The organism is Vreelandella titanicae, assembly GCF_014697095.1.
Lineage (GTDB): Bacteria > Pseudomonadota > Gammaproteobacteria > Pseudomonadales > Halomonadaceae > Vreelandella > Vreelandella titanicae.
In genome coordinates this window covers 1786505-1801400 of the sequence record NZ_CP059082.1, presented here as the reverse complement: position 1 = coordinate 1801400, position 14896 = coordinate 1786505, and the positions used below count along the sequence as shown (strand labels likewise).

Below are 14896 nucleotides of genomic sequence, written 5' to 3'. Positions count from 1 at the left end.
ACCAAAAGGATCAATACCACCCATGTTCCGCTCACGAACCATTGCGCTGTTTTCGCCGCTGCTACTGCTGAACCCGCTGCCCTATGCCTATGCTCAACAAACCGATGAGACCGTTTCAGAAACAGTTTCAGAAACACTGATCGTCACCTCAGATCGCCTCACTGACGTGGCCCCGCAGAGCTATCGTGCCCAGCGCTCCAGCTTGGCCAGCAAACAGCCGGTATCGTTTCTGGAAGAAGCCCGCACCGTAGAGACGGTCACCGCCCAGGTGATGGCCGATCATAATATCGACAGCCTCACCGAGGCGATGGCGATGGTCGCAGGGGTCACCGAAGGCAACAATATGGGTGGCACCGAAGACGGCTTTATCAAACGCGGTTTCGGCAGCAACAGCGATGGTTCGACGTTGATCGACGGCATTCGCCAGCCCCGGGGCACCTTCTCCATGGCGACGGTAGACCATGTAGAAGTACTCAAGGGGCCAGCCTCACTCTTTCAAGGCCAGCAGGATCCTGGCGGGGTAATCAATTTGGTGACCAAACGCCCTGAGTACGAGTGGCAGCGCGAAATCAGCGCCGAAGCCACCTCCTTGGGCGGCGGCAATGCCAGCGTCGATGTCACTGGCCCGCTTGCCGATACCGGCCTGGCGTTCCGCTTTATCGTCCACCATGAAGATGAAGACTCCTTTCGAGCCTTCGGTAACAATCGACGCACTATCGTTGCCCCCTCGCTACGCTGGGAAGGCAGCGACAGTCGCGCGCAGATCTCCTATGAGTATCGCGACTACGACCTGGACCTGGATCGCGGCACGGTGATTGTCGACGGTGAGCCCGCCAAGGTACCCAATGACCGCCGTTTCGATGAACCCTGGTCGCGGGTATTTGGTCACGACGAAGCGGTCACCGCCTGGTGGGAGCAGGATATCAACGACGACTGGTCGACAAGATTGACCTACGGCTGGAACCGCCGCCAGTACAGCGATGGCCAACCGCGGGTATTGCGTGTGAATGAAGACACCGGCGCACTAACCCGCCGTGCAGACGCCAACTACGGCTTTGACCGCCGTGTGCAATACACCGCCTGGGATACCACCGGTACCGCCACTCTGGCTGGCATGCGCCACGACCTGACTGTCGGGATTGATCACGAACGCCGCCGGGACTACGTGGGCGATGTGTATCGCGGTTCGGCGGTCACCGACCAGAATATTTATGATATGAGCTACGGCGGTCTTAATCTGGATAGCGATCGCCTTAACACCTCGCGAAGCAACCGCTTGGATGAGATTAATACGACCGGCGTTTATCTCAATGACCGTTGGCACTTCAACGACCGCTGGACGCTGGGGCTAGGCGGGCGCTATACCCGCTATGAGCAGTTTGGTGGCCGTGGCCGCCCCTTCGTGACCGCCACCGATATCAGCGACGATATTTTCCTGCCGTCGGTCAGCCTGCTGCATCGCCTGACTCCGGATACGTCGGTTTATGCCAGCTATAGCGAAGCCTTTGTGCCCAATGGCGCCGACAGCGATACGGGCAAGACGCTGGATCCTGAGCACAGTATGGGCAGTGAGATCGGCGTCAAACACCTATGGAACGACCAGCTCTCGTTAGCCGCTGCGCTATTTGATATCCGCAAGGAGAATGTCGCCGTCTCCGACAACGGCGTCACCCGCACGGTAGGCGAAGCGGGCTCCCGGGGTGTGGAGCTAACGGTTTCCGGCCAGTTGACCGATCAGCTTTCGCTGTTAGGCGCTTACGCCTATACCGATACCGAGGTGTTGAAAGATACCGAAGGTACCGAAGGTAACCGGCTAACCAACGCCGCACGCCACACCGCAAGCCTTTACTTGGCTCACGACCTGAATACCGGCCCGGAAATGGGCAACTGGCGCTTGGGCGGCGGGGTACGCTACGTGGGTGAGCGCGAAGGCGATGCCGACAATAGTTTCCAGCTAGACGCCTACACCGTCGCCGATGCGTTTATCGGCTGGGATACCCCTTGGCTAGGCGACAACCTGCACCTGCAGCTCAACGCCAAGAACCTGTTCGATACTACTTACTACCCCTCAAGCGGTGGAAGCACACGGGTAGTGGTCGGCGACCCGCTGGAAGTCAGCCTTCAGGCGTCGGTTAAGTTTTGAACAACTCATCGCCTTTGTAGGCTTCAACCAAATGTGACTGCTGCCAAAGCCGGAAGACTAGTGCTTGAATACGCCCGATACAGTACGTCGGGCGTTACATTATCCCTCCGATCCCCCACAACAAACGCATCGAAAAGGCGATGAGCAGCACTCCCATTAACCGCTCGAACCAGTGACCAATACGCAGAAAACGCTCGCGAACAGGCGGGCTGGTGAACACAAGGCTGACCAACACGAACCAACCGGCATTGACCAGGCACATCCAGCCGCCATAAAACATTTGAATGCGCAATGGCGTCGAATCACTGACCACAGTCGTGAACACGGCCAGGAAAAACAGCGTCGCCTTGGGGTTGGTAGCATTAGTCAGAAACCCCAACGCGAACGACTGTCGAAAGCTCCTTGCCCCTCTCTCGGCTGCGGCATCCAGCGCCAACTCGGCTGTGTGCTTGCCTGCCTGCCGGATGAACATGATGCCGAGATATAACAGGTAGGCTCCGCCCACTAACTCGGCCGCACTCAGTAACCAGGGGGTTGTGTGCATCAACGCGCCAACCCCCAGCAAGGTATAGATCACATGTACCGAGATACCGGCACCAATGCCAACCGCCGTAGCGATGCCTAGACGCCTCCCATAGAGCACGCTCTGGCGAATCGTAACGGCGAAATCCGGCCCCGGCGCCACGACTGCAAGAAAGTGGATGGCGGCCAGGGCGAGAAATTCCGCCAGATAATCCGGTGTCATATATCCGCTCCTCTCTCATCGACTATCAATTGTATTGATAAAGAGCAGCTGCGATAATCCAGCGTAAATTCAAATATTTTTTGCCTCATGAGCACAAATAAGATGGTCGCCCTGTTGGGCGAAATGGCAGTCTTCGTCAAGGTGGTCGAAACCGGCAGCTTTTCAGAAGCGGCACGCCAGTTGGGCGCAACACCCTCGGCAATCAGCCGCTCGGTTGCCCGCCTGGAGAAGGCGCTGGGTACCCGGCTGCTCCAGCGCACGACCCGCAAACTGCGGCTGAGCGAAAGCGGGCATGAGGTTCATAGACGTTGCGTCGATATGGTGAGCGCAGCGCAAGCCGTGATGGCCGTTTCCGGGCAGTTCGACCCAGAACCACAAGGTCTAATACGAGTCAGTGTGCCGAAGGCGGTAGGACGTTTTGTCATCCACCCCCACATTCCTGACTTCCTGGCGCGTTATCCCAAAATCGATGTTCTGTTACAGCTCAAGGATAGCTATGTGGACTTGATCGATGATCAGGTGGATCTGGCAATCCGCATTACTGATCGCCCTTCACCAGGTCTTATGGGGCGAAAGCTCATTGACATCGACCACATGCTTTGCGCGACGCCGGACTATCTCAAGCGTCAAGGCACACCAGCGCACCCGCACGATCTGAAAGTGCACAATTGCATTTTTCTGGGCGAGGAGCCCGGTGATTCCCGTTGGAAATTCCAGCGCAACGGCAAGAACGTGAGCGTCAATGTGCATGGCCGCTATGCGGTCAATCACACTGGTGCAAGGCTGGATACGGTGTTGCAACACCTTGGCATTGGCAGCTTGCCGTACTTCACCGCTCGCTATGCGTTGCAGCAGGGGCATATCGTCCAAGTACTTCCGGAATGGGAGTTCAAGACCAGCTATTATTGTGGTGAGGCCTGGGTGCTTTATCCACCGACTCGGTACCTGCCGCCGAAGCTTAGTGCTTTTATCAGTTTTATGGCCGAGCGATTGGATCAGGAGCCCACTTTGTATAATAAGTCACCCCATAAGCTGGAGCTGTTGGCTCCTCCCTACGAATCGCCTGAGACCTCCTTTTAGTGGTCGGCGACCCGCTGGAAGTTAGCTTTCAGGCGTCGGTGAGGTTTTAAAAAGCTCATCCCCCTTATATGCCTCAACCAAATGTGACTGCTGCCAAAGCCTTGCTACCAGTTCCTGAATAAAGGTTCGCACGATAAGCGAGGGGCGTCGCCCCGCTCGGGTAACGACACAAAACGGCGACGCGATTTCGACCTGATCTGGCAGCAGCGCTTTGAGCTCGCCCCGCTCCACCCAGTGGTTGGCATAGTAGCGGGGCAAGTTACCGATAAAGTGGCCACTCAATATCAGCAGAGCCTGGGCTTCCATATTGGAGGCATGGGCGCCCACCTGGGCATTGGGAAAACTCTTAAGCTCTTGCAGGTTGGCATAGGGCCGCACCACAAAGGGGTGATTGATCACTTCTTCTATCGTTAGCTGATCGCTATCACGGGCAAACAACGGATGCCGTTTTGCGCAGTAGATGCCATGCACTTCGGTGTAAACCTGACGATGCTGCAGGCCTTCAATTTGTGCCATTTCCGGTAAGATGCCGAGCTGTACTTCACCATTGGCAATCTCACCAATCAGGCGATCAGGACTGCCTACCGTAATGTTGAGACGCGCTTTAGGGTTCTTGCGCAGAAATTCGCCAATCACCCCCTGCAGATCAAGATCCACATCCATAATGGTGTTATCGACAACACCTAAACGCAGCGTGCCGTAAACGGAGCTGCGCAGCTCGCTCATCTCGCTATCAAAATCATCAACGGAGGCAAGCAACACCTTGGCACGCTCATACACCATTGTGCCCCGCTCAGTGAGCTCAAACCCCTGTCGCCCTCGTCGGCATACAGTGAAGCCTACCCGCTCTTCAAGTGCCCGGATATGAAAACTCACAGCGGACTGACTCATATGCAGCGCCGTTTGCGCGCCCGCAAAACCGCGATGCTCAGTCACGGCAAGGAATACAGAGAGGCTTTTAAGATCGGCAGCTGAGAGTTTCATTAGAGTGCTCTACGTTAGTGCAATTCACATCAATAAAACGGGTACAAACATCGAAAGATAGCAGTTTTATTGTTGCATAACGCCTGCTTTACTCAAGGGGTTGTTGTTCAACGGGCCTTCGCCTTTTGATTCGAGTATCACCACTCCGAGGAGCATCCCCATGCAACGCATCCCGACGATTACCGCAGGCCTCTTACTTGGCGTTAGCTTTGCCTCTACTGCGCACAGTGATTTGCTTGACGATATTCGCTCAGACGGCACCTTTACTGTCGGCACTGAAGCGCGCTTCGCCCCGTTTGAATACATTGAAGAGGGTGAGATTGTTGGCTACTCCGCCGATATCATGGAATACATCATGCCCGAGCTTGAGGGGGTCGAGCTGATCCGTATGGATCTTCCCTGGCAAGGTATTCTGCCGGGCCTTGAGCGCGAGCGCTTTGATTACGTGATCACCTCGGTCACCGCCACACCTGAGCGCATGGAGCGGTATCACCTCAGCGCACCGATTGCCGATGCCACTATGGCGATTCTAAAACGCGCGGGCGAAGAGGGTATCAACTCACCTGAGGATATCGCCGGCAAAGTAGCCGCCGCTCAAGCGGGTTCTGCTCAACTTGAGGCGCTAGAAGCCTTGGCCGCCGAGCTTGAGGAAGCGGGCACCCCTGTTGAAGATATCCGCACTTACACAGGCGTTGACGAGGCATACGCCGAGCTGGGTACCGGCCGCGTTGATGTGGTGATTAACAGCCTGCCCAATTTGCTCGAAGCCGAGCGCACCCGCCCCGAGGTATTTGAAGTGGTCGGCACCTTTGGTGACCCGGTTTACTTTAGTTGGGCAGGTCGTAATGACGAAGAGAGCGCCTCGCTAAATGCCTTTATGGATGAGCAAATTCAACGCCTCAATGAAGACGGCACTCTGAAAGAGCTACAAGAGAAATGGTTCGGCGGCCCGATGGATCTGCCTTTAGAACTGCCAGCGGCCGAGTAACACGCCGCGCAGTTCGCTAAGACGATTCTCTTCTCTCTAAGGGTGCACCATGTTTGAGATTTTACTCAACCACTACCCTGTGCTGCTTAAGGGCTTGACCACCACCTTGGTGGTCTCGCTTTGCGCCATCGCACTGGGCTTGGTATTAGGCGTGTTGCTGGCCTTTGGCTTAACCAGTCGCTACCGTCTGGTGCGCTGGCCCTGTGGGCTTTACCGCAGCTTTTGGCGTGGCACCCCCATCTTGCTGCAACTACTGCTGGTCTACTATTTGCTGCCCGAGATAGGCATTGAGATCGCGCCTATTTCAGCCGCCATTTTGACCTTAACGCTGAATACCACCGCCTTTCAGGCAGAAATTTTCCGCAGTGGCATCAGCCATATTCCCGCTGGGCAAATAGAAGCGGCGCGTATGGCGGGTATTTCGGCGTGGCAAACCAGGCGGCGCATCATCATGCCCCAGGTATTGCGTCTTACCTTGCCGCCGCTAACCAACGAGATCATTACCATTCTCAAAAATTCATCGCTGATCTCGGTGATTGCGGTCACTGAGCTTATGCGGGTGAGTGAGCAAATCGCTTCGCGCACTTTTCAGCCACTGGAAACCTATCTTGCCGCTGCCGTGCTTTATCTTGCCGTCAATCTTGTGCTGGCGCGAATCAGCGCTTACTTAGAACGCCGCATGACCGGCGGCCTAGCCACCGAATAGGGGAGTGTCCGCTATGTTAGATATTGCCCTGCTATGGGAAGCGCGTGGCCTGATTCTGCAAGGCTTGTGGAATACGCTATGGATCTGTTTTTTAGGCTGCCTGCTGGCACTTTCGCTCGGCCTGGTACTCGCAGCGCTACGCTTAGCTAACCCTCGCCTTTTCGGCTACCCGGTGGCCTGTTATGTGGAGGTTTGCCGCGGCACGCCGCTGCTGATCCTGCTGTTTTTACTTTATTACGGTGGCCCCAGTATTGGCCTGCGGTTGGATGCCGAGATTGCTGGAGTCGCCGGCATTGGCTTGTATGGCGCAGGATACTTTGCGGAAATTTATCGTGGTGGCTTCAAGTCGATTGCTAAGGGCCAACTTGAGGCAGCACGCATGCTGGGGATCTCCCCTTGGCACACGCTAATTCGTATTCAGATTCCCCAAATGGCTCGTTTAATCGTTCCTCCGAGTACCAACCAGCTGATTATTTTGGTGAAAGAGTCCGCCCTGATTTCAATCATCTCAGTGGACGACCTCACCAAAAACGCTACCACCATCGTTAACCAAACCTTTCAGGTGATCGAGCCCTATCTGGCGGTCGCCCTACTCTACTGGTTAATGATTGAACTGATTGCCCGGGGAGGCTATGCGCTGGAAAAACGCTTAGCCAATCGTCAACCGCGCCAAGCTGCCCAACCAGGAGCGATCCATGCCAACGGCTGAAACACACTTGCCCGCATCCTCTTCCCGTCAAAAAGCGATGGTTGAAGCACACGGCATCAGCAAACAGTTCGGCGACTTGGAAGTGCTGACCAACATCGACTTCAGCCTTGCGCCCTCCGAGGTGGTCTGCGTCATTGGCCCTTTCGGTTCCGGCAAATCAACGCTGCTGCGCTGCCTGGCATTTTTAGAGCCCTACGATCACGGCAGCGTCTACATCGACGGCCAGCTGTTGGGCTATGAAGACCGCGCCGGTAAACGCGTTCGTACCAGTGAAAAACGCGTCGATGAAGTGCGCGCCCCGGTGGGCATGGTATTCCAACACTTTCATCTCTGGCCCCATCGTACCGCGCTGGAGAACGTCACCGAAGCGCTGCGCTTGGTGAATGGCCTGTCACGCCAAGATGCAGACATTGAAGGCATGGCCATGCTCGAGCAGGTTGGGCTTGCCGATCGCGCGGGTCACTTTCCTGAGAGCCTTTCCGGTGGCCAGAAACAACGTGTGGCCATCGCCCGGGCACTCGCTATGAAACCCCGAGTGATGTTCTTTGATGAACCCACCTCGGCGCTTGACCCAGAACTAGTGGGCGAAGTGCTTGATGTAATGAAAGCGCTGGCCAGCGACGGCATGACCATGGTGATCGTTACTCACGAAATGGGCTTCGCCGCCAAAGTGGCCGACCGAGTGATCTTTATGGATCAAGGTCGGATAGTCGAAAGCGGCTCGCCCGCCACGCTGTTTCGCCAGCCGAAAAGTGAGCGCCTGCAACAGTTTTTGAATACCTGGCGCGAGCGTCATATCGACTGATTCGACTTACATGTACCGATTAGCTAACACCACGACAACACACCTGGAGATTCAAATGAGTACTGACACACGCTTTGACCACGCTCGCATTGAGCAACTACCGCGCAGTAACAGCGAGCCCTGCGGTCACAACCACAGCTTAGACAACCCCATCTCCCCCGACGGCACACCAGTGCTCGGCGAGCGCTACGAAGTCGCCGCCCGTGGCGGCCGAGCGGTGCGTCTAAAAGCCGGCCAAACCATCCGCATTATTAATACCCACGGTACCCAAGTGTGCGACACCTGGGCGTTTAGCACCGATAACATCAACGAGTTCATGTCTTGGGAGCACGGGCGTGCCTGGTTGAGCGCCCTGATTCCCCAGGTAGGTGACCCACTGATAAGTAACCGCCGCCGCCCGATCATGACCCTCACCGCCGACACGTCGCCGGGTATCCACGACACGCTAATGGCCGCCTGCGACCTGTTCCGTTATATGACGCTGGGCGTTGAGGGCTACCACGACAGCTGCGCCGACAACCTGCGGTTAGCGATGAAAGCGATAGGCGTTGTCACTCCCGAGGTACCCCAGCCACTCAACCTATGGATGAACATTCCGGTCAATGACCAGATGAAAGTCGACTGGTGCCCACCCGTTTCCAAACCCGGTGACTATGTGGAACTACGCGCCGAGATGGACTGTATCGTCGCCATGTCCGCCTGCCCCCAAGACATTATTCCCATCAATGGAGCAGACTGTGTACCTGTCGAGGTACATTTCGAAGTCTACGAATAAACATCGCCCAGGAGAGCCTGATGACAAGCCGCCTTAATGAGCCAACCGACAAGCCCGCTATCGACCTGGCGACTATCGCCGCAGCGGTAAGTCCAGAACGCCTGGCCAATGACCTGGCAAACGTAGCGATGATAGGCGGCCGTTCAGATGGCGGCGTGGCGCGTTTGGCGCTTGATGATAACGACACCCGCGCCCGGCTTTGGTTGATCGAGCAGGCAAGCGCCCTGGGTGCAAAAGCCAGCGTAGACGCTATCGGTAACGTTTTTATTGATGTACCTGGCAGTGATCCCTCGCTTGAACCTGTCGTCACCGGTAGTCATTTGGATAGCCAACCGGCGGGTGGCAAGTACGATGGCGCGCTGGGCGTGCTGGCAGGACTCGAGGCACTACGTGCACTGAAACAGGTTGGTTTTACACCGCGCCGCCCGCTATCGCTGGTGAGCTGGACCAATGAAGAGGGGGCGCGGTTTTCCCCTGGCACCTCGGGTTCGGCGGTATTCTGTGGTGTACGTAGTTTGGAGGAAACCCGCCAGATCGAAGACAGCGACGGCGTCAGTCTGGGACACGCCCTGGATATTTGCTTGGCCGAACTGGACGCTGCAGGCGTTCCCCGCCGCCCGCTGGCAACGCCGATGCACGCCTTTCTTGAGCTGCATATTGAACAAGGCCCGATTCTGGAACGTGAAGGGCCTGCCGTGGGCGTGGTCGAAGGTATTCAGGGGGTCAGTTGGTTTGAAGTCACCGTTTCCGGAAGCGCCAACCATGCAGGCACCACCCCGAGCGCCATGCGCCGCGATGCATTAGAAGGCGCCTGTGCGCTGGCAACCGCGCTGCGGGAGGCCGCCCGGGATAGCGAAGACCGCGTGCGTTTTACCATTGGCAAGTTTGCCGTCAGCCCTGGCTCGGTGAACACCATTCCCGACCATGTCACCTTCACTATTGATTTACGTCACCCGGGAGCCGCGACGCTAAAAGCGCTGGAAGCCGAATTCAACGCTCTCGCCCAGCAGACCTGGGCAGGCTGTAAAGCAACACTGACATCACTCTCGCGCGTTGAGCCCGTCACGTTTCCCGCTACCTTCACCGCCCTGCTGGATGACACCGCCCACGAACTGGGGATTACGGCACCCCGATTAGTATCCGGCGCCTTTCACGATTCGATTCACCTCGCCAACCACTGCCCAACGGCGATGCTTTTTGTGCCCTGCAGCGATGGCCTGAGTCACCACCCCGATGAGCATACCGAACTCAGTGATGCCATCGCAGGTACTCAGCTACTGGCCGCCAGCCTGGCGAGCTTAACCCGATAAGGAGAGCCACATGGCCAAGGGCACCGACGGCACTCGCCGCAATGCCGCCTCCGGCGAAAGTTACCTACCGCATCAGGAGCCACGCTATCGTGAAATAGCCAGCTTCTTGCGTGCGCCGCTAGCCGAATCGTTAGAGGAACTCGATATTGCCCTGGTCGGCATTCCGTTTGATGGCGGCGTTAGTAATCGCCCGGGCGCTCGCCACGGCCCGCGGGAGATTCGCAACCAGTCAAGCATGATGCGCAGCCTGCATCATGTTACCCGTCTAGACCCTTTTGCTCAGGCACGCATTGCCGACATAGGTGATGTTCGCTTTTCATCGATCTACGACCTTGAGCAGGTCTCTAATGATATTGCCGCTTATTACTCAGCTATTCGCCGAGCAGGCGTTATCCCGCTAAGCGTTGGTGGAGACCATTCGATTACCTATCCCATCCTGCGCGGCTTGGCAGCCGATGGCCCGGTGGGCTTGATCCATATTGATGCTCATACCGACACCTGGGACGAGTTTCAGGGCTCAAAATTTCACCACGGCGGCCCCTTCCGGCTTGCCTGTGGACATGGATTGATTGATGCCAAACGCACGGTACAAATTGGTATTCGTGGCGCCCAAAACACCACTCAAGGCTGGGACTACTCCGATGCCAGTGGCATGCGGGTGATGTTTATGGAGGAAGTGGATACGCTTGGCATTGAAGCGACGGTCGCCGAAGCACGCCGCGTTGTAGGCAGTGGCCCAGTATATCTATCCTTCGATATCGACAGCATCGACCCCGCCTTCGCCCCTGGCACCGGCACCCCTGAAGTAGGTGGCCTCACCAGCCTGCAAGCACTTCAACTAGTGCGCGGCTTTCGAGGTTTACCGCTTATCGGCGCTGATGTAGTGGAAGTCTCCCCACCCTTCGACCCCAGCGGTAACACGGCCCTGCTTGGCGCTACCGTTATGTACGAGCTTTTGTGCTTAATGGCAGAGCAGGTAGGCAGTGAGAGGCAATAAACTTACCAATGGTTGATAAGGAGTCGTCTACACGGGTGTTATCCATTAGGATTAATGCGATGAGTCACTTCAACCCCGTCAGGAGATGCGCCCATGCTGCTTTCCACTTGGTTGCTTTTTGTTGCCGTGGCACTGGTCAGCATTGCCAGCCCCGGGCCCGCTTTTCTAGTCGCGGTGCGCAATGGCATGGCAGGAGGAGCCAAGCGCGTGGCGCTTTCGTCGCTGGGGAATATCACTGGCCTACTCATACTGGCCAGTGCAGCAGTCTTGGGGCTGGGGGTGGTGTTGAACGCCTCGGAAGTGCTGTTCAACCTGCTTAAACTGGGCGGCGCAGCCTACTTGATCTACCTGGGCATTCGTCAGTGGCGGAGCAAAACCTCCCTTGCGGTCTCAACCAGCCCGGCAAACCCCACTCCCAGATGGCGCACTGTCAGTGAAGGTGTACTGGTCGCCATGAGCAACCCTAAGGCGATCCTGTTCTTCACTGCCCTGTTTCCACAGTTTTTGGATACGCAGCGCGCCTTGCTTCCTCAGTTCTCCATCATGGTAGGTACCTTCATGGCACTCTCCTTTGTCACCTTGATGACCTACGGCACCCTTGCCAAGCATCTCGCCCGCTGGCTGAGCAGTCGCTCGCGGGTGACATGGGTCAATCGCCTGATGGGTAGTGCTTTTATCGGATTGGGCCTATCCATTTTACGCTTACGGCAGCCGGTGTAGCGCCCTATTGATTGTAGTTGCGGGCCAACGGGCAATCATCGCGGTGACAATAACAGCAAAGAGTAGCCGTGCCCATAAAATGCCCGCTATATCGGCCCCGAGCATCAAGATCAGCAGCGTGTCTTCTATAACGCTATGGCAGAGGCCGAGAAAGCATAGTGCAAGCGTGCTATCGCGCTTGCTGAGGACGCCATTTTGCACATCCCGAATCAGCAGCCCTGCGCCATAGCTTAATCCCAACGTAAAACCAATCACCGTTACATTCGCTGCCGAACGGCCAATACCTAATAGCTTGAGTAGCGGTAGCAAGCCAAGATGAATCCAGCGCTCCAGGCCGAGCTTTTTCAGAAGTTTTAGGAGCACAATCAGCGTTAAAATAATCACAAAGATAAGCGCTAGCGTTTCAAGCTGTGCAATAGCCCAACTGCTTAGCGTTGGCGCTGTCGACAAGCTTGGTTGCCATACCAATGCTACTGGCGCTTGCAACAAACCAAAATACGAATAGAAGCAGTGCAAGAGCCAAGCAAGCAGCAAAGCCCCACCTACGCGCAGGACTAACGTAGCCCACCAAGGTACGCCAGCGCGCTTGGCAACGGCCCCCTCAACAGGAATTGAGTGCCCTACCAGCATTAATGCACCCAGCACTGTCACTTGCTCGGCACTCAAGTGCATATCACCAGCTACTTGAAGAAATACCGCAATGGCGGTGTACAAGTTGGTAAAGAGCGCCGCCGCCCACACAACGCCCAACTGCTCGGGCAAACCGAGTATGCTCATTAAGGGAGCTAATACCTTTCCCAGCCAGCCGATAACACCCAAGAGCTCTAATGCTTTGACGATAAGCAATGCTGGAATCAGGATTTTGAGCAGCGTCAGGTACACGCGCAGCGCGTCTTGTAATAGGTGAGTTACCCAAGCCCATAGATGATGAATTTTTATCTGCATCAAGCCCCCGTTGCCATCATTTGAACAACGGTTATGATAATGGGGCAGATGCAGAATATTCTTTTCAATTCCGCACTAACAATCACTATTCGTTCTTTATGAGCTCAGAAAGGACATTTTATTTCATGGACGCCATTGATCGACGAATCCTTGACCAGCTTCAGCGTAACTCCAGCCTGACCAACCAGGCGCTAGCGGATGCGATAGGGCTTTCGCCCTCGGCCTGTTTAAAGCGCGTTAATCGATTACGCGACGCTGGAATCATTGAACGGGAGGTAGCACTACTCAACCCTGACGCCTTGGGGCAGTGCTTGCACATGGTGGTAGAAGTCACCATGGAGAGGGATAACAAATCACTCTACCAGCGTTTTTTAACAACAGCGCTGAGCGCCCCTGAAGTGAAGCAGTGCTATCAGGTAACCGGCGAGTGTGATTTTGTATTGATAGTGACAGTCGCTGATTTAGATGAGTACGACAGCTTTTGTGATCGCGTGCTCTATGGCGATGATAATCTGCGCAAGTTCCGCACGCTACTGTCGCGTAAGCGGCATAAGTTTGATACGTCTGTGCCGATGGAAAGCTTGCGCTCTACATAGCAAAACTCACTCTGCTTGAGCGATAGGATATGTCTCCCAGCCGCTTGGCGACTCATCGCCAAGCCAATATGACAATACCGCCTGACTTGCCGCGAATAACGGCGAGGGAAGAGCGCCGGAGCTAAACCAGCGCCATTGAGTAAACACCTCTGGCTCAAGCAATGCTGCTTCGGCATCCTGCTTCACCGTAACTAACACTGCACCGGTAACTGTAGAGACTGAGCTACTCAGGTGTTGGGTTATCGCCAGTATCTTCACACGTTGCAGCTCGGAAATCCCCGTTTCTTCTGCAATTTCGCGAACAGCAGCCATCTCAAATGACTCCCCCGCATCAACATGGCCACCTGGTAAGCACCAGCTTGGCGATTCACCGAGCTTATCGCGGTACCCAAGCAGTACTGATCCGTCAGGCCGGACAAGAATAGCGCCAACACCGATAATAGGCTGTCCGATACTGTCCATCATTCGCTCCTTTTCAGATTAGCGAGGCCACTTTCTTGATGTTGTTTTTTTATTTGAGTAATTTCATATCAATACGCACCTTATCTCCACGATAAAGTCCATTAGCCACCAAAATCAGAACACCCTGATCATCGATTGCCAAGCGCTGAACAACCGCAATAGGAGCGCCCAATGAAATCTCTAAATATGATGCTGTTTCTGGGTCCGCCTCCCCAATAGACAGAATCTGTCGTGCATCAACAATTTTTACGCCTGGCAGTTCCGATACTAAGCGCATCGCTGTCGTTGTGGTGTACCTCTCCTCTGGAATTAATGAGCGTAGCCTTTCATCGATGTAGACATCGGCAATCAAAAAGGGAGTTTCTTCCCGAGTATGCAGTCGCCTTAAGTGCCTATAAGCAGGCGCAACACTACCGTACTCAAGTAGCGATTGATCAAGCGTTGTCCCATGTTGATCAGACAAAACGGAAATTTTTGCGTTTGCACGCGACATCAACATACCGTTCCAGTCTGTCTGTACTTCACACCAAAGATCCTGCCCAGGGCGCTTGCGGACAAAAGTACCTTTGGCTCGAAAGCGCTCAATCAGCCCTTCTCTTTCCAGCTGGGTTAAAGCTTGTCGAATGGTCATATTCGCGACTTGATACTCACTGGAGAGCTCCGCAACCGTAGGAATTTGACTTCCAACTCGCCACTCGCCGGCTACAATTAGGCGTCGAAACAATCCTGCTAACTGTATATAACGAGCCACTGCACTTTTACCCAAAAGCTCAGCTGTGCTTCCAGACTTCTGCATGACAAATGTCTCCCATCAGCGTTATGAGCAAATTATCATCTATAAAGCTATTCTATAGACTCATGATCAGGATGGAAGATTATTTGATCTGGCTCTACATCATCAACCGTTAGAAAATTCAAACAAATGGTCACT

16 protein-coding genes are annotated in these 14896 nt (G+C 55.2%); 11 read left to right on the top strand and 5 right to left on the bottom strand.

Features of this window, described 5'->3' with window-relative positions; all coding sequences use genetic code 11:
• Positions 1-22: 22 nt before the first annotated feature.
• Positions 23-2143 (top strand): TonB-dependent siderophore receptor, encoded by a 2121-nt coding sequence (locus HZS52_RS08375; protein ID WP_190374545.1) that lies wholly within the window; start codon positions 23-25, stop codon positions 2141-2143.
• Between the two features lie 94 nt (positions 2144-2237).
• Here the strand turns inward: HZS52_RS08375 and HZS52_RS08370 are convergent, their stop codons facing one another.
• Positions 2238-2888: a LysE family translocator gene (locus HZS52_RS08370; protein ID WP_190374544.1), complete on the bottom strand. Its 651-nt coding sequence runs from the start codon at positions 2886-2888 to the stop codon at positions 2238-2240.
• A gap of 102 nt (positions 2889-2990) precedes the next feature.
• Between HZS52_RS08370 and HZS52_RS08365 the strand changes: the two genes are divergently transcribed.
• Positions 2991-3968, top strand: a complete 978-nt coding sequence (locus tag HZS52_RS08365; protein ID WP_223828095.1) for a LysR family transcriptional regulator — start codon at positions 2991-2993, stop codon at positions 3966-3968.
• 21 nt (positions 3969-3989) lie between these two features.
• Here the strand turns inward: HZS52_RS08365 and HZS52_RS08360 are convergent, their stop codons facing one another.
• On the bottom strand, positions 3990-4952 hold the full coding sequence (locus tag HZS52_RS08360; protein ID WP_190374542.1) for a LysR family transcriptional regulator: 963 nt from the start codon (positions 4950-4952) through the stop codon (positions 3990-3992).
• 160 nt (positions 4953-5112) lie between these two features.
• On the opposite strand from HZS52_RS08360, the gene HZS52_RS08355 reads away from it, so the two are divergent.
• From HZS52_RS08355 to HZS52_RS08320, 8 genes are all read left to right on the top strand, one after another.
• Entirely contained in the window at positions 5113-5940 is an 828-nt protein-coding gene (locus HZS52_RS08355; RefSeq protein WP_190374541.1) for a transporter substrate-binding domain-containing protein, read from the top strand.
• Between the two features lie 49 nt (positions 5941-5989).
• Positions 5990-6646, top strand: coding sequence for an amino acid ABC transporter permease (locus tag HZS52_RS08350; RefSeq protein WP_190374540.1), 657 nt, complete (start codon positions 5990-5992; stop codon positions 6644-6646).
• Positions 6647-6659: 13 nt separating this feature from the next.
• Complete coding sequence (locus HZS52_RS08345; RefSeq protein ID WP_190374539.1) at positions 6660-7355, top strand: amino acid ABC transporter permease; 696 nt, start codon at positions 6660-6662, stop codon at positions 7353-7355.
• Entirely contained in the window at positions 7342-8160 is an 819-nt protein-coding gene (locus tag HZS52_RS08340) for an amino acid ABC transporter ATP-binding protein (protein WP_317890278.1), read from the top strand. The genes HZS52_RS08345 and HZS52_RS08340 overlap by 14 nt, the downstream gene beginning before the upstream one ends.
• A gap of 55 nt (positions 8161-8215) precedes the next feature.
• Positions 8216-8935 (top strand): DUF1989 domain-containing protein, encoded by a 720-nt coding sequence (locus tag HZS52_RS08335; protein ID WP_223828094.1) that lies wholly within the window; start codon positions 8216-8218, stop codon positions 8933-8935.
• Positions 8936-8955: 20 nt separating this feature from the next.
• The gene (locus HZS52_RS08330; protein WP_190374538.1) at positions 8956-10245 is read left to right on the top strand and encodes a M20 family metallo-hydrolase; all 1290 of its coding nucleotides are present in this window, start codon (positions 8956-8958) and stop codon (positions 10243-10245) included.
• Positions 10246-10255: 10 nt separating this feature from the next.
• Positions 10256-11242: an agmatinase gene (speB, locus tag HZS52_RS08325; RefSeq protein WP_190374537.1), complete on the top strand. Its 987-nt coding sequence runs from the start codon at positions 10256-10258 to the stop codon at positions 11240-11242.
• 93 nt (positions 11243-11335) lie between these two features.
• Positions 11336-11962: a LysE family translocator gene (locus tag HZS52_RS08320; RefSeq protein WP_159177425.1), complete on the top strand. Its 627-nt coding sequence runs from the start codon at positions 11336-11338 to the stop codon at positions 11960-11962.
• Here HZS52_RS08320 and HZS52_RS08315 read toward each other — a convergent pair.
• Positions 11945-12907: a nucleoside recognition domain-containing protein gene (locus tag HZS52_RS08315; RefSeq protein WP_159177426.1), complete on the bottom strand. Its 963-nt coding sequence runs from the start codon at positions 12905-12907 to the stop codon at positions 11945-11947. The genes HZS52_RS08320 and HZS52_RS08315 overlap by 18 nt on opposite strands.
• A gap of 125 nt (positions 12908-13032) precedes the next feature.
• Between HZS52_RS08315 and HZS52_RS08310 the strand changes: the two genes are divergently transcribed.
• Positions 13033-13503, top strand: coding sequence for an Lrp/AsnC family transcriptional regulator (locus HZS52_RS08310; RefSeq protein WP_159177427.1), 471 nt, complete (start codon positions 13033-13035; stop codon positions 13501-13503).
• Positions 13504-13509: 6 nt separating this feature from the next.
• Here the strand turns inward: HZS52_RS08310 and HZS52_RS08305 are convergent, their stop codons facing one another.
• Positions 13510-13965: a nucleotide triphosphate diphosphatase NUDT15 gene (locus tag HZS52_RS08305; RefSeq protein ID WP_190374536.1), complete on the bottom strand. Its 456-nt coding sequence runs from the start codon at positions 13963-13965 to the stop codon at positions 13510-13512.
• 49 nt (positions 13966-14014) lie between these two features.
• Entirely contained in the window at positions 14015-14761 is a 747-nt protein-coding gene (locus HZS52_RS08300) for a GntR family transcriptional regulator (RefSeq protein WP_190374535.1), read from the bottom strand.
• Positions 14762-14896 lie beyond the last annotated feature (135 nt).